The 17,573-nt window shown below is 59.8% G+C and carries 17 protein-coding genes and 1 other RNA gene; 8 read left to right on the forward strand and 10 right to left on the reverse strand.

Going from position 1 to position 17,573, the window contains the following annotated elements; genetic code table 11:
* Nucleotides 1-170: 170 nt before the first annotated feature.
* The 7 genes from HU811_RS02290 to HU811_RS02320 form a co-directional block, all read right to left on the reverse strand.
* Nucleotides 171-1,325: a M20 family metallopeptidase gene (locus tag HU811_RS02290; RefSeq protein ID WP_186653707.1), complete on the reverse strand. Its 1,155-nt coding sequence runs from the start codon at nt 1,323-1,325 to the stop codon at nt 171-173.
* Nucleotides 1,322-2,746: a M20 family metallopeptidase gene (locus tag HU811_RS02295; protein ID WP_186653710.1), complete on the reverse strand. Its 1,425-nt coding sequence runs from the start codon at nt 2,744-2,746 to the stop codon at nt 1,322-1,324. The genes HU811_RS02290 and HU811_RS02295 overlap by 4 nt, the downstream gene beginning before the upstream one ends.
* Nucleotides 2,743-3,732, reverse strand: a complete 990-nt coding sequence (locus HU811_RS02300) for an ABC transporter ATP-binding protein (protein WP_092394445.1) — start codon at nt 3,730-3,732, stop codon at nt 2,743-2,745. Before HU811_RS02300 ends, HU811_RS02295 begins: the two co-directional genes overlap by 4 nt.
* The gene (locus HU811_RS02305) at nt 3,729-4,745 is read right to left on the reverse strand and encodes an ABC transporter ATP-binding protein (protein ID WP_186653712.1); all 1,017 of its coding nucleotides are present in this window, start codon (nt 4,743-4,745) and stop codon (nt 3,729-3,731) included. The genes HU811_RS02300 and HU811_RS02305 overlap by 4 nt, the downstream gene beginning before the upstream one ends.
* Nucleotides 4,746-4,761: 16 nt before the next feature.
* The gene (locus HU811_RS02310; protein ID WP_092394439.1) at nt 4,762-5,664 is read right to left on the reverse strand and encodes an ABC transporter permease; all 903 of its coding nucleotides are present in this window, start codon (nt 5,662-5,664) and stop codon (nt 4,762-4,764) included.
* 9 nt (nt 5,665-5,673) lie between these two features.
* Nucleotides 5,674-6,591 carry an ABC transporter permease gene (locus tag HU811_RS02315; protein ID WP_024077467.1) on the reverse strand — a complete coding sequence of 306 codons (918 nt, stop codon included), beginning with the start codon at nt 6,589-6,591 and terminating at the stop codon, nt 5,674-5,676.
* Nucleotides 6,592-6,695: 104 nt separating this feature from the next.
* On the reverse strand, nt 6,696-8,216 hold the full coding sequence (locus HU811_RS02320) for an ABC transporter substrate-binding protein (RefSeq protein WP_092394432.1): 1,521 nt from the start codon (nt 8,214-8,216) through the stop codon (nt 6,696-6,698).
* Nucleotides 8,217-8,401: 185 nt separating this feature from the next.
* Here HU811_RS02320 and HU811_RS02325 point away from each other — a divergent pair, with 185 nt between their 5' ends.
* Nucleotides 8,402-9,319 carry a LysR substrate-binding domain-containing protein gene (locus HU811_RS02325; RefSeq protein ID WP_092394429.1) on the forward strand — a complete coding sequence of 306 codons (918 nt, stop codon included), beginning with the start codon at nt 8,402-8,404 and terminating at the stop codon, nt 9,317-9,319.
* A gap of 73 nt (nt 9,320-9,392) precedes the next feature.
* On the opposite strand, the gene HU811_RS02330 is transcribed toward HU811_RS02325, so the two are convergent.
* Nucleotides 9,393-10,481, reverse strand: a complete 1,089-nt coding sequence (locus HU811_RS02330) for a GlxA family transcriptional regulator (RefSeq protein ID WP_186653714.1) — start codon at nt 10,479-10,481, stop codon at nt 9,393-9,395.
* A gap of 98 nt (nt 10,482-10,579) precedes the next feature.
* Here HU811_RS02330 and HU811_RS02335 point away from each other — a divergent pair, with 98 nt between their 5' ends.
* The 7 genes from HU811_RS02335 to HU811_RS02365 all read left to right on the forward strand — a co-directional run bounded on the left by HU811_RS02335 (nt 10,580) and on the right by HU811_RS02365 (nt 16,707).
* Nucleotides 10,580-11,449, forward strand: a complete 870-nt coding sequence (locus tag HU811_RS02335) for an ABC transporter substrate-binding protein (protein ID WP_186653716.1) — start codon at nt 10,580-10,582, stop codon at nt 11,447-11,449.
* A 75-nt stretch (nt 11,450-11,524) separates the two neighbouring features.
* Nucleotides 11,525-12,313, forward strand: coding sequence for an amino acid ABC transporter ATP-binding protein (locus HU811_RS02340; RefSeq protein WP_092394419.1), 789 nt, complete (start codon nt 11,525-11,527; stop codon nt 12,311-12,313).
* Nucleotides 12,313-12,969 (forward strand): amino acid ABC transporter permease, encoded by a 657-nt coding sequence (locus tag HU811_RS02345; protein WP_186653717.1) that lies wholly within the window; start codon nt 12,313-12,315, stop codon nt 12,967-12,969. The genes HU811_RS02340 and HU811_RS02345 overlap by 1 nt, the downstream gene beginning before the upstream one ends.
* Nucleotides 12,966-13,649: an amino acid ABC transporter permease gene (locus HU811_RS02350; protein WP_186653719.1), complete on the forward strand. Its 684-nt coding sequence runs from the start codon at nt 12,966-12,968 to the stop codon at nt 13,647-13,649. The genes HU811_RS02345 and HU811_RS02350 overlap by 4 nt, the downstream gene beginning before the upstream one ends.
* A gap of 4 nt (nt 13,650-13,653) precedes the next feature.
* Complete coding sequence (locus HU811_RS02355) at nt 13,654-15,081, forward strand: amidase (protein ID WP_186653721.1); 1,428 nt, start codon at nt 13,654-13,656, stop codon at nt 15,079-15,081.
* Nucleotides 15,081-16,313 (forward strand): D-amino acid dehydrogenase, encoded by a 1,233-nt coding sequence (locus HU811_RS02360; RefSeq protein WP_186653723.1) that lies wholly within the window; start codon nt 15,081-15,083, stop codon nt 16,311-16,313. The genes HU811_RS02355 and HU811_RS02360 overlap by 1 nt, the downstream gene beginning before the upstream one ends.
* Before the next feature lie 25 nt (nt 16,314-16,338).
* Nucleotides 16,339-16,707, forward strand: a complete 369-nt coding sequence (locus HU811_RS02365; RefSeq protein ID WP_186653726.1) for a RidA family protein — start codon at nt 16,339-16,341, stop codon at nt 16,705-16,707.
* Nucleotides 16,708-16,788: 81 nt separating this feature from the next.
* Here the strand turns inward: HU811_RS02365 and ssrA are convergent.
* Together ssrA and HU811_RS02375 are read right to left on the reverse strand one after the other, a co-directional pair.
* Nucleotides 16,789-17,182: a transfer-messenger RNA gene (gene ssrA, locus HU811_RS02370) on the reverse strand.
* A 96-nt stretch (nt 17,183-17,278) separates the two neighbouring features.
* On the reverse strand, nt 17,279-17,566 hold the full coding sequence (locus tag HU811_RS02375) for a PA2433 domain-containing protein (protein WP_186653730.1): 288 nt from the start codon (nt 17,564-17,566) through the stop codon (nt 17,279-17,281).
* Nucleotides 17,567-17,573 lie beyond the last annotated feature (7 nt).

Below are 17,573 nucleotides of genomic sequence, written 5' to 3' on the forward strand. Positions count from 1 at the left end.
GAGCAAGCCCGCTCCCACATGTTTTTTGTGTCATGTTCAGATGCTGTGAACACCCGCGGCCCCTGTGGGAGCGGGCTTGCTCGCGAAGGCGGTGGTTCAGCTACATAGAGGCTGGACGTGTGTCCTGCTCTTGTTCTTGCTTTGGACTTTGATCTCGACGCCCCGTTATCTCAACTGCTCTCGCCAACAGCCAGAATGGTCGCCACCAAGGCTTGGGCGCGAGGCACCAGCGTGTCCAGTTCCAGGTATTCGCGATCGGTGTGGACCTTGCCACCCACCGGGCCGAGGCCACACAGGGTGGGAATGCCCAGGCTGGCGGTGAATCCGGAGTCGGCGCAACCGCCGGTGAACTCGCCTTCGACGCTGAAACCCAGCGCCAGCGCTTGTTGTTGGTAGATGTGCAGCAGCCGTTCGCTGTGCTGGGCTTCCATGGGTAGAAAGGTCGTTGCTTCCTTGAGGATGGCGTGGGTGCCGATCAGTTCTTCTTCGGCGACGATGGCCTGGATGGCGCTGAAGATCCGATCCCAGTGCTTGAGTTCGATAAAGCGCACGTCCAGCCGGGCCGAGGCGCTCTGCGCGACGGTGTTGCTGGACGTGCCCCCGGATATCAGGCCAACGTTGGTGGTGATGCCTGCCGGGTAATCGGTCAAGGCATGCAGCTTGACGATCTTGCGTGCCAAGGCCTCGATGGCGCTGGCTCCGTCGGCATGGTTGACCCCGGCATGCGCCGCGCGACCGCTGACTTCGATGATCAGCGTGGCGCCGCCTTTGCGGGCACTGACCACGTTACCGCTGGCCCGGCCGGGTTCGGTATTGAGCACGGCGCGGGCGGCACGGGCGGCGTGTTCGATATGGATTCTGGCGCTACCGGAGCCAATTTCTTCGTCACCGCTGTACAGAACCTGCACCGGATAGGGCAACGCCCCAGCGCGCTTGAGTGCCTTGAGCGCAAAGCAATTGAGCACCAGGCCGCCTTTCATGTCGGCGACGCCGGGGCCAAAGGCGAGGTTGCCATCGCAGCTGTAGCCGCGCGTCGTGGTGGTGCCTTGAGGGAACACCGTGTCGCGATGGCCCAGCAGCAACACTGGCTTTCCAGGTTCGCCTGGTACTTCGGCCAGTAGCACGTCGCCAAAACCCTCCACCGGCATGCGCTTGAGCAGGATGCCGTCGGCTTCCAGTTCAGCCGCGAGCAGCGCGCCCACTGCGTCGACGCCCGCTTTGTCATAGCTGTTGGAATCGGTGTCGACGAGACGCTGCAGCAGCGCTTCCATGGCCTGGCGCTGGTCGGCAAGCCAGTCCAGCGCCTGTTGTGGCGTGGCGCTCATTGTGCCTGCTCCCGCAACTGATGTTCCTGGGTCAGGCGTGCCGCATCGTTGCCCAGGTCCCAGAATAGCCCGGCCATGATTTGCAGGCTTTCCTTGACCACCGGTGCCAGCAAGTGCTCGTTCGGCGCATGTTGTGAGCAGGCCGGGTACGAGTGCGGCACCCACAATGTGGGCAGGCCGAGCACGTCCGCGAACACATCGTTAGGCAGCGAGCCACCGAGGTTTGGCAGCAGCGCAGGTTTTTTGCCGGTGGTCTGGGCCAAGGAGCTGAGCGCCCAATTGACCCAGGGGCTTTGCGGGTCCAGCCGAGTGGCATGCATCACGTCGATGCGGCTTTGCTTGACCTCGACATTACTGAAACCATGAGCATCCAGGTGGGCGCGCACCGCCGGGATGAACGTCGTGTAGTCGCTGTTCACCACGAAGCGGATATGGCAATGGGCGTTGGCCTTGCCGGGGATCGCGTGCACGGGGGCGTCCGGGTTGCCGGTCTTGAAGGCGATGACGTCGAGGGTGTTCCAGCCGAACACTTTTTCGCTCAGCGAGAGTTCCGGGTTACCCCAGTTGGCGTCGATCTGCGGATCGCCCGGGCCGCCACCGACGTCGATATCGGCCAGTGCCTGGCGAACCGGCTCAGGCAGTGTCGCGGGCATCAGCCCCGCCACTTTCACCCGACCGTGCTCATCGACCATGCTCGCGATGGCATTGGCCAGAATGATGCCAGGGTTGGCCAGCAACCCGCCCCAGTTGCCAGAGTGATGAGCGCCTTCGCGCAAATTGACCACCAGCTCGAAGTTGAACACCCCGCGTGAACCGAGAAAAATCGTCGGTCGTGAGGCCGCCAGGCGCGGGCCGTCCGAGGCGATGAAAATATCCGCGGCAAGCTCTTTACTGTGTGCGGCACAGAATGCATTCAAGCCCGGTGAGCCTTCTTCCTCGCCCATTTCCAGCAGCAGTTTGACGTTGAAACCCAGCTTGCCGTCGCGAGCCTTGAGCGTTTGCTCCAGCGCGGTCAGGTTGATCAGGTGCTGGCCTTTGTTATCCGCCGTGCCGCGGCCGTACCAGCGATCGCCTTCAGCAACGACCTGCCACGGCGACAGGCCTTCACGCCACTGTGCTTCATAGCCGCGCACCACATCGCCGTGGCCGTAGCTGAGCACGGTCGGCAGTTCTGGATGTTCAATGCGCGTGGCGATCATAAAGGGGCCGCGCTCTGCCACCGGGTTGTCGTAGATCTTGACGCTAAAGCCCATCGCCTCGACATGCGGGGTGATGAAGTCATTAAGGTAGCGATACAACTCGGGTTGGCTGTCCGTTGCCTGGCTTTCGGTGTGCAAGGCGACGCTACGTTCGAGCAGATTGAAAAATGCGCCGTTATCAAATTGCTCTGTGGTGTTGCTGATGGCCAGTGAACGACTCATGAGTGGACAAGCTCCAGTGTTTGGGCAGGATTGTCGTGAAGGTGACAACGCACGTTGCCGCCGATAATCGGCTCTTTGGCCGGGTAGGCCGTTTTGCAGGGGGCGAAGCAGCTCGGGCAGCGCGGATGGAAGGCGCAACCGGGCGGCGGTGACATCGGATTGGGGAAGGAACCGTGCAGGCCGATGTCGGGGATGCCCAGGCGCGGGTCGGGCGTGAGCACCGAATCCAGCAAGGCGCGGGTATACGGGTGGCCGGGTTTGGCGAACAACGATTCGCGAGTGCGTTCTTCGACGATGCGCCCCAGGTACATCACCGCGACCCGGTCGGCGAGGTGTTCGATGACCGCCAGGTTATGGCTGATCAGTAGATAGGTCAGGCCGAATTCGCGCTTGAGGTCTTGCAGCAGGTTGAGAATCTGCGCCTGCACCGACACATCCAGCGCCGAGGTGGGTTCGTCGCAGATCAACACATCAGGGCGCATGATCAACGCCCGGGCAATGGCCACCCGTTGCCGTTGGCCGCCAGACAGTTGGCTCGGATAGCTGTCGATGACCCGTTTGGGCAGGCCGACCACATCGAGCATCTCTTCGGTCTTCTTGCGCCGCTCGGCGGGGCTGCCAATGTCATGCACGATCAGCGGCAGGGTCACGATTTCGCGCAGCGTCTTGCGTGGGTTCAGCGAGGAATACGGGTCCTGGAATATCGGCTGGATGTGCCGGGACATTGCCTTGCGATCAGTCGCCGCCAGATGTTTGCCATTGACCAGCACATCGCCGCTGGTGGGCGGTAACAGACCGAGCAACATCTTTGCCAGGGTACTTTTTCCGCAACCGGACTCGCCTACCAGACCGAGGGTCTCGCCACGCATCAGCCGCAGGGAAACGCCATCGACGGCCTTCAGGGTGGCGGCGGGTTTGAAAAAGCCCTTGTTGATCCGAAACTCGCGACGGATGTCGCACAGCTCCAACGCGATGTCTTTTTTCATGACCGTGCTCGCTCTTGAAGGCGAATCGGCGCCGGGGCCGGTGTGGCGAACAGGCAGCGCGCCATGTGGCCGTCCTGTTCGACTTCGGGGATGTCTTGCGCGCAGGCCGCTATCGCCTGAGAGCAACGATTGCGGAACGCACAACCTTGTTGTTCGCCTACCAGACTCGGCACCAGGCCTGGAATCGAGCCCAGCGCCGCACCCGGTTTGGTCCGGCCAGGGATTGGAATACTGGCCAGCAGACCACGGGTGTACGGATGCTGTGGGTTTTCGAACAGTTGCAGGGCAGGGGCGGTTTCGACGATTTCCCCGGCATACATCACGGCGACCCGATCGGCGATCCGTGCCACCAGCCCGAGGTCGTGGGTGATGAAGATCACCGCCAGGCCGAACTCTTTCTGAATGTCGCGGATCAAGCGCAGGATCTGCGCCTGGATGGTCACGTCCAGTGCCGTGGTGGGTTCATCTGCGATGATCAGGTCCGGTTCGCACATCAGCGCCATGGCGATGATCACCCGCTGGCGCAAACCGCCAGACAGTTGATGCGGGTACTGACGCAAGCGTTCAGTGGCGTTGCTGATACCGACTTTCTCCAGCATCTGCGCGGCGCGCGCCAGGGCATCCTTGCGTGACACCTTGCGATGCTGAGTCAGCACTTCGCTGAGCTGATCGCCAATGCTGTAGGCCGGGTTCAGCGAGGTCATCGGTTCCTGGAAGATCATCGCCAGCCGGTTACCGCGCAGGTCGCACATGCGCCGCTCGCTCTGGCCGAGCATGTCGATGCCGTCCAGCGTCAGCCGGGACGCGGTGCGTTTGGCCTTGCGGGGCAACAGGTCCATCAGCGCCAGCGAGGTCAGGGATTTACCACAGCCGGATTCGCCGACGATACACAGCATTTCCCCGCGCTCGACTTCAAAATCCAGACCGCGCACGGCATGCAGCATGTCATCTGGCGTCGGGCTGTTGCCCATGGGGATGTCCACGCGCAGGTTTTCAACATGGAGTAGTGCCATTGTTCGGTGCCCTCTATCAGTTGCGGCCGTCGGGCAGGATCAGATCGCGCAGGCCGTCGCCGACCAGGTTGATGCCCAGCACCAGAACCATCAGGGCGACGCCGGGAATGGCGATGACCCATGGGGAAAAGAACATGTAGGGTTTGCCTTCAGCGATCATCAAACCCCAGGACGGCGTCGGCGGTTGCACGCCAACCCCGAGGAACGACAAGGCCGACTCCAGCAGGATCGCGTGGGCCATTTCCAGCGTCGCGACGACGATCAGCGCGCCGACCAGATTGGGCAGAATTTCACTGACCAGAATGCGCAGGGTCGAGCAGCCAAGCGCTTGGGCCGAGGCCACATATTCAGCATCGCGAATCTGTTGCACCGAAGCCCTGACCACCACCGCGAAGCGATCCCATAACAGGCAGCCGAGCAGCACGATGACCACTTTCAGTGAGCCGCCCATCAGCGAGGCCGAGGCCAGCGCGACCATCACCACCGGCATCGCCAGTCGGGTGGTGATCAGGTAGCTGATAAACGCATCGACCTTGCCACCGTAATAACCGGCCAACAGCCCCATGACGGTGCCGATAAAGCCGGAAATCAACGCCGCCGCAATGCCGATGAACAGCGAAATACGTGCGCCGTAGAGCAGTCGCGACAGGTAGTCGCGGCCCAGCTTGTCGGTGCCCAGGACGTATTCCCAGGTGCCGTTGGCCATCCATACCGGCGGTTTCATGCGCAGCATCACGTCTTGCGCATAAGGGTCGTAAGGTGCCAGCCACGGCGCGAACAGCGCGCCGGCGAAGATGATCAGCAACAACACCGCGCCGATGGCGAAACCACGATGACGAAAGCTCTTGCCGAGTACTCGGCTCAGGCTGCTCGGGGGTGGCAGGTAGTCATTGATCGCGAGGGTCGTGGGGGTGCTCATGTAAGCCTCCTAGCGCACGCGAATGCGCGGGTCGAGCAGTGCGTTGAGCACATCGGCCAGCAAGGTGAGGATGATGTAGATCACCGCAATCAGCAGGACCACGGCCTGTACCACCGGAAAGTCGTCACGGGCGATAGCGTCCCAGGCGAGTTGTCCGATGCCTTGCAGGGAGAACACGGTTTCGATCACCACCGAACCGCCGAGCATGAAGCCGAACTCCACCGCCGCCAGCGCGACGACCGGAATCAAGGCGTTGCGCAGGGCATGCTTGAACAACACGCGGGCAGGGCGCAGGCCCTTGGCGCGGGCGGTGCGGATGTAATCGGAACTGAGTACATCCAACATGCCTGCGCGGGTCAGACGCATGATTGCCGGCGTGGCGTAGTAGCCCAAGGCGATGGCTGGCATGACGAAGTGCAGCAGGGTCGAGTTGCCGGACACCGGCAGCCATTTGAGCGTCACCGCGAACACCACGATCAACATCAGCGCAAACCAGAAACTTGGCATGGCCTGACCCAGCACCGCGATGCTCAAGGCCAGTCGATCAACCCAGGTGTCGCGTTTGACCGCCGCCAGCACGCCCAGTGGAATCGCCACCAGCAAGGCGATACCCAGCGCCATGGCACCTAACCCGAGGGTAATCGGCAAGCGGCTGGCAACAAGGTTGTAGACCGACTCCTGAAAGAAAAAAGAGTTGCCCAGGTCCAGCCGCAGCAAATCGCCCAGCCAGTTGAAGTACTGGGTCGGCAGCGGTTTGTTCAAACCGTACTGCACGCGGATCTGTTCGATCTGTTCGCTGGTGGCTTCCGGTCCGCCAATGGCTGTGGCCAGGTCGCCGGACAGGTGCAAAAGAGAAAAGCTGATCACCGACACGGTAATGGCAACGCAAATTGCGATGCCCAGACGGCGCAGAAGGAATCCAAGCATGGCAAGTTTCCTCATATCCAATGGATGACAGGTGTGAGGAGGTTTCCGTGGTGCGGGTTTGTTCGCAGCCACGGCACCTCTCGATCAATCCGCTCGGTGGCGGATTACTTCCAACTGGACTGAACGAAACGCGGCAGCTCATCCGGGTACGGCGTGAACGCGAGTTCGGCGGTGTAGGCGTAGTTCATCGAGTAGTTGAACATCGGCGCCCAGTACGCCTGTTCGCTGATGCGCTGCAACGCCTTGCGGTAGTTGTCCTTGCGCACTTGCGGGTCGAGGGCGTTATCGGCGGTCTGCAACCAACCCTGGACTTGCGGGTCCTTGATGTTGTCGTCCGGATTGCCCTTGAACCAGGTGCCGGCCGACGCCGAGGTGTCGAGGATCGAAAACGAGCCCCAGGCCTGAAACGACATCGGCACCTTGCCGCCACGTTGCTGATCGCGCAGGGCGGCGTACTTCAAGTAACGCAGCTTGGCGTTGATGCCCACAGCACGCAGGTTGCCGATGATGGCTTCGACGTAATCACGGTCGCGATAAGCGAAGATTTCTGTCTCGAAGCCATTTGGGTAGCCGGCTTCGGCGAGCAGCGCCTTGGCCTTGGCCGGGTCATAGTCGTAGACCGTGGCCGCGGTGGTATCGCAGCCGAACTGGCCTGGATAACAGGCAACCTGCAAAGGTTTGGCTTCGCCGCCCACCAATTGCGTGGCCAGCGCATTGCGGTTGATCGCATGGTTGATGGCCTGACGCACTTTGAGGTGCTTCATCGGCGAGTTTTCCGAGGAAGTGCCCCGAGCATCAAGAATCAGGAAGCCGATGCGCATGGTTTCGCCGCTGCTCACGGTCAGGTTCGGCATGCCTTTGAGGTCGACTGCCTGATCCGGGGTCACACGCCAGGTCCAATCGACACCGTCGGTCATCAACTCGGCCAGGCGGGTTTCTGCATCCGGGATCACGCGAAATTTCAGGTGACCGATATGGGGCTTGCCTTGTGGACTGTCCGGGAAGTAGTCCTTGTTGAGCTCCATGGTGACGCCTTCGCCAGCCACCACCGATACGGCTTTATACGGCCCGGTCCCGATTGGCTTGCGGCTGAATTCGGCCAGGCCGACCTTCTCGAAGTACTGTTTGGGGAACATCGGAACGGCGTTGGACAGGTATTCCAGCGCCGGAGGGAAAGGCTTCTTCAAATACAGGCGGACGCTGTAGTCACCGGTTTTTTCGGCGCTCTTGATCCAGTCTACGTTTTGCACGGTAACGACTTTCGATTCTGGCGACACCACGTAGTTGAGGGTGAACACCACGTCGTCGGCGGTGAAGGCGTCGCCGTTGTGAAATTTGACGTCTTTGCGTAAATCAAAGTCGATGGTGGTGTCGTCGACCTGTTTCCAGCGGGTGGCCAACATGGGTTTGTATTCACCGCTGCTGGGGTCGCGGTAGATCAGATTGTCCCAGATCAGCCGGCCAAGAATCACGCCTTCGCGTAAATCGTTGTGATAGGGGCTGATGTTTTCTGGCTCGCTGTCGGAAGCGTAAACCAGGGTGTCGTTGGCTTTACCGGCATGAGCCGGAAAACTGCTGATGAGGCCCATCAGCGCAATACTGCAGGCGAAACCTTTGATGCCCATGCCGTCGTCTCCGTTGGCGAGAGTGGTTGAATCAAAGGGCAGCGAATCGCAAACGCGCAAAGAAGGAAAAAAGATCGGCTCGTGTTTTTTTTGGTCTGGACTCGAATGTAGGGAAAGGCTATCAATGCCACAAGAATAATATTTCGATACTTTCTTTGCCGAAAAGGCAAACCTTGGGGGCGCCAATGCAGCTGTATGGTGTGCAGTCCACGGCACTGCGCTATTTTCTTGAAGTAGCGCGATGCGGATCGATCAGCGAAGCCTCGGTACGGCTGAATGTCGCCGCGTCCGCGGTGAGCCGGCAAATTTCCAAGCTGGAGTTGGCCTTGGATGCCAGCCTGTTCGAGCGCCGTGCCCGGGGCATGGTGCTGAGCGAGGCGGGGACGCGACTGGCGGCTTATGCGCGCAAGTCGCAGCTTGAGGCCGAGCAGGTGGTGCTGGAAATTACCGAGCTGCATGGCTTGCAACGAGGTCATGTGCATGTTGCCTGCTCGGAAGGGTTTGCACTGGAATACATGCCCAGCAGCATTAGCGCGTTCAGGCGTGAGTATCAGGGCATTCATTTCACATTGGAGGTCTGTGCGCCTGCGCAAGCGACGGAGAAGGTGCGTTCCGGCGAAGCCGATCTGGCGATGACCTTCAGCCTGACGCCGCAGAAGGAAATCAAGGTCGAACATGTCCTGGGCGGGGCGATTTTTGCCGTGGTCTCCAATTCCCATCCTTTGGCCGGGCGTGAATCTGTCAGCCTCGCCGAGTTGCAACCCTGGCCCATTGCGCTTCCCAAGGCCGACACCACGATACGGCAACTTTTCGACATCTGTTGCGGTGTACAGGGCTTGTTGTTCGACCCGGTGTTGACCACTAATTACGTTGCCTCGCTCTATAGCTTCGTCCGCGAAGAGGGCGGTATCAGCCTGGCCAGCGAAATGACCTTGCACAAGCAGGTGGCGGACAAGGCACTGCAATGCTTGCCGATCCTCGATGAGGGCATGCAGGCGCGGCGCATCGAACTGCAGAGCATGGCGGGACGCAATTTACCGGCGGCGGTGTCTGCGTTCAGGGATTTTCTGATTGCTGAGCTGGAGAGGGCGAAGCGTCGTTGAAAAAGGACGAGATAGGCGGGCGCACGGTTCCTCAGGAATGGCGTTGTACATAGAGTTAGGGTCACTTGCGGCGTTATTTTCCATCTTGTTGCATCAGGACCTTGCGTAACTTCCCCGGCGACAGGCCAAACAGGCTCTGAAAATGTCGAATGAAATGAGGGGCATCCGCGAAGCCGCATTCAAAAGCGATCTCACCGATCTGACGGTCGGAACTCACGAGGAGCCATCGGCCGAACCTGAGCCGGACTTGGCGATAGAACTGGGCGGGGCTGTTGTTGGTTTCAGCGACGAACAGGCGTTCCAATTGCCGTTTACTGGTGCCGACCAGGTGCGCAATGGCCTCGATCTCCAGAGGTTCGGCCATGTGTTTTTCCATCAACATCACCGCTTCATGCAGCCGCCGATTGGACGAGCTGGCGTACCCGAGTGCCTTGCGCCGATCGACGAAGCTGCTGGACGTGTTCTTTGCCACCGTCATCTGATGCACAACCTTGCCTGCCCGATCCGGCCCGCAATGCAGGCCGATCAGGTGAAGGGCCAATTCGATCACTGAAACACCGCCCGCGCAGGTGATCCGGTCTCGATCGATCAGAAAGTCTCTGTTGATGACAAAGCGCAACGAGGGAAACAGCCGCTTCCAATCGTCGCCATGATAGGCGTGGACACACGCCGTTCGCCCCTCCATCAGGCCATATCGCGCGAGCACGAAGCTGCCGGTGCACAGGCCGATCAACGGCACCTGTGCGGCGGCCGCCTGATGCAGGAACGCGGGATAGGTTTTCGGCACCGCTTCGATGGAATCGAGCAATCCCCCAATGACCACGATGTAGTCGAAGTGCTCTGGGGCAGCGAGTTCGCTGTCGATGGGCACGTCCAGCCCGCTGCTGGAAATGACTCTTTGCCCGGGTGTGCCGAGTACTTTCCATTGGCAGCGTATGGGGCGGCTTTGATCACCGGTATCGGCGGCATGCCGCAATGCATCGGTCAGGCCTGAGAGTGACAGTAGCGGGAAGCGGGGCCATAGCAGGATGCCAATGGACAGCTCGCTGGCGCCGCGGCGGACGGGCGGATGACGGGCGTGACCGCGATCGAGCTCGCTCACCAGACTTTGCTGAAGCGTAGCCGGCTCTTCATCACCAGAATGTCGCAAATGTTCAATCATTTGTGCAAAGCATCCAACTGTCTATGCCGCCGATCCCACTACGATGGGCCCATACGAAACGTTCTGCTGCCACCACTATAACGAGCGAGGAACATCCGATGAAGAGATCAAACACTCAGCGTTTTTCCGGTATTTGTGCCGGTTTTCTGCTGTCTATGCTGGCTGCGGCACCGGTGTTCGCCTTGGAAACGGTAGAACCGGGAAGCCTGACCATCGCTTTCAGTGGTGATATGCCGGGCACAGGATATCAAGACGGTCGGATGGTCGGCTATGACGGTGAAATTATTCAACAAATTTCCGAAAACCTGGGGCTTAAGATCAAGCCGGCATTGATGGAATGGTCAGGGACGATTGCGTCGGTACAGTCCAAGCGGGTGGATGTCATGGCGGGGACTATGGGCTGGACCGAGCAACGCTCGAAAATCATGGCCTTGAGCGACCCTATCCATTACTTCAAGAACGGTATCACCCAGACCCGGAAGACCGATTGGAACAGCCTCAAGGATTTGCAGGGCAAGAAGGTCGGCACCATCACCGGTTTTTCGTTCATCCCTGAGATGCGCAAGATCGATGGCCTGCAAGTCGCGCTGTACGACACATCCGACGCGGCTGTGCGTGATCTGCTTGCCGGACGCATCGATGCGGTGATCGGCGATCCACCGGTCATGCAATACGCCATTTCCCGCAACGAGCAATGGGACCTGCATTTCAACGCCTTTGTCGACAACGACCCGAACTTCCCATTGCTCACTGGCTTGGGCCAGGTGGTGTTCGGCTTCAACAAGGCCAATCCGGAAATGGTGGCTGCGGTGAATGCGCAGATACAGACGCTCTGGAAAAACTGTGAGATGCGCAAGATCGGTGCGCGTTATGGCCTGACCCAGGATGTCTGGTTCATGCCCGAAGGCAAAGACCTGCGCCAGGGTGTCGATCGCCCGTCGGACTGGACGCTGCCTGGCTGCAAGTAAGTGTGAGGCGATGGGACGGGTCACACACCGGCACCGACTCATCGCCAGGCCGACAACAATAAGAGGTGAGCCGACATGTCGAACCCGTCTGGCGCGGCGTTGCTGCGCGTGCATGAATTACACAAGCACTATGGTGATCTGGAAGTACTCAAGGGCATCAGTCTGGAGTTGAAACCCGGTGAAACTCTGTCGCTGATTGGCCCAAGCGGATCTGGAAAATCCACCTGCCTGCGGTGCATCAATTACCTGGAAAAACCTACCAGTGGCGAGATCTGGCTGGGGGCCGAGTTGATCGGGCAGGTCAAGGATGGCAAGCGTTTACGCCTGATGAGCGACCGGGAACTGGCGCCGCAGCGCCGCGAGATCGCCATGGTGTTTCAGTTGTTCTACCTCTGGCCGCACTTGAACGTGCGCGACAACGTCGCACTTGGCCCTATCAAGGCCCAAGGCATACCGCGCAAGCAGGCGTATGAGTTGGCCGACGCGATGTTGGAGAAAGTCCATCTGCGCCACAAAGCCGAGTCTTATCCTGAACAATTGTCGGGTGGTCAGCAACAGCGGGTCGCCATCGCCCGCGCTTTGGCTCAGCAGCCAAAAGTGATCCTGTTCGACGAACCGACTTCCGCGCTGGATCCCGAGTTGGTCGGCGAAGTGTTGGCAGTGATTCGCGAACTGGCGGAGGAGGGCCGCAGCATGATCATGGTCACCCACGAAGTGAAGTTTGCCCGCGATGTGGCGGATCGGGTGATCTTCATGGACGGCGGGCGCATTGTTGAGCAGGGGCCGTCGGCACAAGTAATCGACAACCCTGGACACGAACGCACCCGCAGCTTTCTTGGGCGCATGGCAGTGGAGAGCGCTTGATGGCCAATCTGGACGCTTTCCTCGGGCTGTTGCCCTTGCTGCTGAAAGGCGCCATGAACGCGCTGGAAATCGCCCTCTGCACCTTGGTATTGGCCAGCGTGGGAGGGCTGGTGCTGGCGGTTTTACTGACCTTCAGTCGATCACACCTGGTACACGGCGCCATTGCCTGTTTCGTCGAGTGGATGCGCAATGTACCTGCGCTGGCGCACCTGTTTCTTATCTACTTTGGGCTGTCCTACCTTGGAATCAATTTGCCCGCGTGGCTGGCGGCCATCGTCGGCTTGAGTCTGGTAGGCAGCGCCGTACTGGCCGATATTTTCCGAGCTGGCCTGCAGTCGTTGCACGTCGGCCAACATGAAGCCGGGCAGGCCGTTGGCCTGAGTCGTATGCAAACTCTGCGCTACATTCTCTTGCCCCAGGCCCTGCGCGTTGCGTTGCCGGCGTACGCCAACTATGTCACGCAACTGATCAAGGACACGTCCATCGCTTCGGCCATTGCCGTGCCGGAAATCATGTTCCTGGCACGCAATCTGGTGACGTCGACGTTTCAGACCTCGCTGATTTATCTGGCAGTGATGTGCATCTATGCAGCGATGATTTTGCCCATTGGCGTGGGATTCATCCGACTTGAACGTCATCTGGGGGCGGCGCGATGATCAGTTTTTTCCAGCAGTACCCGGAATATTGGAGCGACTGGAGCGCTCGCCTCCTACTCGGCGCACGGGTCAGCGCCGAATTGTCCCTGACCGGTTTCGCGCTGGCGGCGGTATTGGGCGCGTTACTGGCCTGGGCGATGAAGAGTCCCAGCGTCTGGCTCAAGCCTGTGGCGGTGTCCTTTATTCAGGGTATACGTGCGGTGCCGCTTCTGGCGTTGCTGCTGGCGCTGTATTTCACCTTGCCCAGCCTCGGGCTGACGCTGTCTGGTTACTGGGCAGGAGCCATCGGTCTGGGTTTGCAGGGCTCTGCCTACGTCGCGGAAATCTTGCGCGGTGGACTGGACGCCTTGCATCGCGGCCAACGTGAGTCGGCCATAGCCACCGGCCTGACGCCACTGCAAGCCTTCACCGCAGTGATCTTCCCGCAAGCCATTCGCGGCATGTTGCCGCCGTTGCTCAATGCCTACGTGTCGATTCTCAAGGACAGTTCCCTGTGCGCGCTGATCGCCACCGATGAGTTGATGCTGGCGGCCCGGGCTATCGCATCCGAATCCTTTTTGCCGATGCATATTTTCCTGCTGGTGGGATTGTTTTATTTCGTCATCGCTTTCCCTCTTTCTCTGTTGTCGCGAGCGCTGGAAGTGCGTTTTTCTCGCGGACGCAAAACCATTCGAGGTTGAACATATGAACACCCTGGATCGAACCGCTTCCCACAGCATTGGCCAGTTGCAGCAAGCGCTTGAGGCCGGAACGCTCACCAGCGAGTCCCTGGTTTGCGCGCAACTGGAGCGGATCGAGCACTTCAACGGTCAACTCAATGCTTATGTCGAGGCCTATCCCCAGCGTGCGCTCGGTGCTGCCATCGCTGCCGATCGGCAGCGGGCTGCGGGCGTCAAGCTAGGGCCATTGCACGGCATTCCGGTCGCGATCAAGGATTTGTTCGAGATTGACGGTAAGGCCATCACCGGTGGCTCGCTGGCACAGAAGCCGCGTATCTCGAGGCTGACCGCCACGGCCGTCCAGCGACTGGAACGCGCCGGTGCGATCATTATGGGTAAGACCCACACCGTTGAATTCGCTTTCGGGGGGTGGGGCACAAATGCGGTGATGGGCACGCCGTGGAACCCTTGGGACCGCGAAGTGCATCGTGCTCCCGGGGGTTCCAGCAGTGGTTCGGCGGTGGCCGTGGCTGGCGGGTTGGCCAGCGCGGCGTTGGGCACCGATACCGGCGGCTCGGTGCGGATCCCTGCGGGTATGTGTGGTCTGGTTGGGCTGAAAACCACGCGTGGGTTGATCAGCCGTCACGGTTTGATTGAGTTGTGTCCATCGCTGGATTCGGTGGGGCCCATTACGCACACCGTCGAAGACGCCGCGTGGATGCTTGATGCTCTGCTGGGGCCGGATCCGCTGGATCCGGTTTCGGCCAAGTCGCCGGTATTCAGCGCCGCGGCGGGCTTGAATCGTCCTGTGGCCGGTCTGCGCATCTGGGTGCTGCCACAGACCGAGCGAGTACACATCGCGCCCGGCGTATTGGCCGCGTATGACCGGGGGCTTGAGCAATTGGCGGCACTGGGCATGCACCTGATCGAACAGCCGCTCCCGACTTCTCTGGACCAGTGCATGCGCGTCGCCGGTGGCCTTATGAGCGCCGAAGGCTACGCCAGCCTTGGCAGTTTGTTCGAGCGCGGTGATCTGCGCTTCGATCCTCATGTGCAGCGTCGGGTGCTGAGCGGACGGGCCATCGACGCGGCGGCTTATATCCATTTGCACACTCAGCGACGTGTTGCCCGTCAAGCCATGGATGAAGCCATGTCCAATGTCGATGCCTGTGCGTTTCCGACCAACGCCATTGGCAGTGTGCCGTTAAGTCAGGTCGATGAATATGGCACGCCGCTGGCTTTGCTCGGGCGTTTCGCCAACCTGCTCAATCTCTGTTCAGTGGCGCTGCCGGTGGGCTTCGACGAGCAACGTATGCCGGTCTCGATGCAGATCGTCGGTCGTGCTTTCGCCGAACCCTTGGTCCTGCGGATAGCCCACGCTTACCAGCAAGTCAGTGATTGGCACCAATTGCGGCCTGTGGGCTGGGATCTGTCGGACAGGGTGGTGGCGTAATGGAGATCTGTGTAGTCGGTGCCGGCATCGTCGGATTGAGCAGTGCCTGGTTTTTACACAAGGCCGGTCATCACGTCACCGTTATCGATCGGGCGGGAGGGCCTGGCATGGGCGCCAGCGCTGCCAATGGAGCACAATTGAGTTACAGCTATGTACAACCGCTGGCTGATCCCTCCCTGCTCCCGGGCATTGCGAAGTTGCTGTTGGAGCGCAACGGACCGCTGAAGTTTTCGCCGCAATGGAACGTGGAGCAATGGCGCTGGTGCGTTGAGTTTCTCGCGGCCTGCCGCACGTCCGTTTCGCGTCAGACCACAGTCGAGTTGCTGGCGTTAGCGCATGAAAGTCGGCTGGCGCTGGACGAATTCATCAGTCAGGAACAGGTGCAATGCGACTTCGCCCGTAGCGGAAAACTGGTGCTATACCCTGATGCTCAAAGCCTGCGCAAAGCCAGCGAGCAGGTGCAATTCCAGGCTGGTAAAGGCGCCAGGCAACAAAAAATAGTCGGCCCCGAGCAAGCCGTATCGATCGAACCGGCACTTGAGGGCTACAAGAAGGCGTTTCACGGTGCGATCCATACCGACAGCGAATGTGCGGTCGACGGGCGCAAATTGTGTGAGGAGCTTGCGCGGCTATTGAGCGAGCAGGGGGTGCGTTTTCTGTTCGACAGTGAGGTTAGCGGTTTCCAGCGTGAGCGCGGGAGCATTACCGCGTTGCAGATACACCACGCCATCGAAGGCCCTGGTCTTTTAGGCGCGCAGGCGGTCGTGCTGGCGGCTGGCGCTTACAGTGCGGGGTTGTTATCAGCGTTCGGTGTGCGCATGCCGGTCTACCCGCTCAAGGGCTACAGCATTACGTTGCCGATCACCGATTCGATGAATGCACCGACGGTCAGCGTCACCGACATGCGGCGCAAAACGGTGTTCGCACGGATCGGTGACCGCTTACGCGTCGCGGGGATGGTCGAGTTGTGTGGACTGGATGCATCGATTCCCGCCAAGCGTATCGAGCAACTGAAAACCTCGACGCAGGCATTGTTCGGCCTGAAAGCGAACGCCGTTGATTGCCAGCCTTGGACGGGCTGGCGTCCGGCGACCCCCACCGGGCGGCCGATTCTGGCCGTCAGCGGTTGTGACAACCTGTACGTCAATTGCGGCCAGGGTGCGCTGGGCATGACCTTGGCGTTTGGTAGCGCTCAACGTCTGGTCCGATTGATCGACGGCACAGCGTCTTAACTTTCTCAATTCATGGAGTAAACCGATGGCCACGATTCAACGTTTTCAAAGCAGCGCGCGGATGTCCGGTGTGGTCAGTTGCGGCGATCTGCTCTACCTCTCCGGCCAGGTGCCCACTGATCTGCAAGCCGGCATCGAAGAACAGACGCATCAGGTGCTGGCCAAGATCGAGGCCCTGTTGACACTGGCGGGCAGCGACAAGGGACAACTTTTGAGTGCACAGATCTGGTTGAAAGATATTGAGCGTGATTTCGCGGCAATGAATTCGGTGTGGGACGCCTGGCTACCCACGAACTGTGCTCCGGCACGGGCCACTGTCCAGGCGCGTCTGGCGCGGCCTGAGGTGCTGGTGGAAATCATGGTTATAGTCGTAAAACCTGCTGCTGGTGTTTGAGAGGGCCGGGCCGACGCTTTCTTTCAAGTACAAAAAAGGCACTTGCGATAAACGCTAAGTGCCTGATTTGTAACGCTAATTTGGTGGAGCCGGGGGGATTTGAACCCCCGTCCGCCAGTACTCCGCTGTCGGTACTACATGCTTAGCCGTGTCTATTAAGTTAACCCTCAGCGACCCGACGGGCAGGGTGCTTTGGGCGAGTTGTGTAAGTTTTAGCCGATTCGTCCACAACGTACTGCACGGCGATTCCGTTCTATATGACAATCACTTTGGGTTTACGGACATCCCCTGATGATTGCTGGACCCGAAGGTACCAGAAGGGAAGGGCTAAGGCTGCTTACGCAGCGAGAGCGTATTCCCCGTAGGTTTCGTCATTGGCAACTATAGGAAGTTGCAACAGTGGATTTACGAGTTCTGTTACCAACTCGGCATGCACCTAAAGTTTCGCAACCGGCGTCGAATCCTAAACGGCCCCGAGCCTGTAGCTCCGTGAATCAGTTGGAGCGACAAGCCTGTGCAGTGTACGCCAATACGCAGCTGAGGCCAACCCGAAGGTTGGCCTCACGCAAGGTTACTGCTGATCGCCTTTGTTGTTGTTCTGCAGTTTCTGCAGAGCCTGGGTGGTCAGCGAGATGCAGTTTTCGACGCCTTCCTTGGTGCCCTTGGCCTGCTCGGCCTTGGCTTGGCTCACTGTGGCGGTAACGTCGGTCTTCAAGCCTTCGCTCATTTGTTGAGCGGTGGTCATGTTGTTGTCAATTTTTTGCAGATTGGTATCGCAAAGGGTTGTTTCCGCTGCAAACACCGGAGAGGCCAACAGTGCCGCGGAAATGAACAAGCCAGCAAATGCGGTGCGCTTCATGTGTATC

Source organism: Pseudomonas tehranensis, from assembly GCF_014268615.1.
GTDB classification, from domain to species: domain Bacteria; phylum Pseudomonadota; class Gammaproteobacteria; order Pseudomonadales; family Pseudomonadaceae; genus Aquipseudomonas; species Aquipseudomonas tehranensis.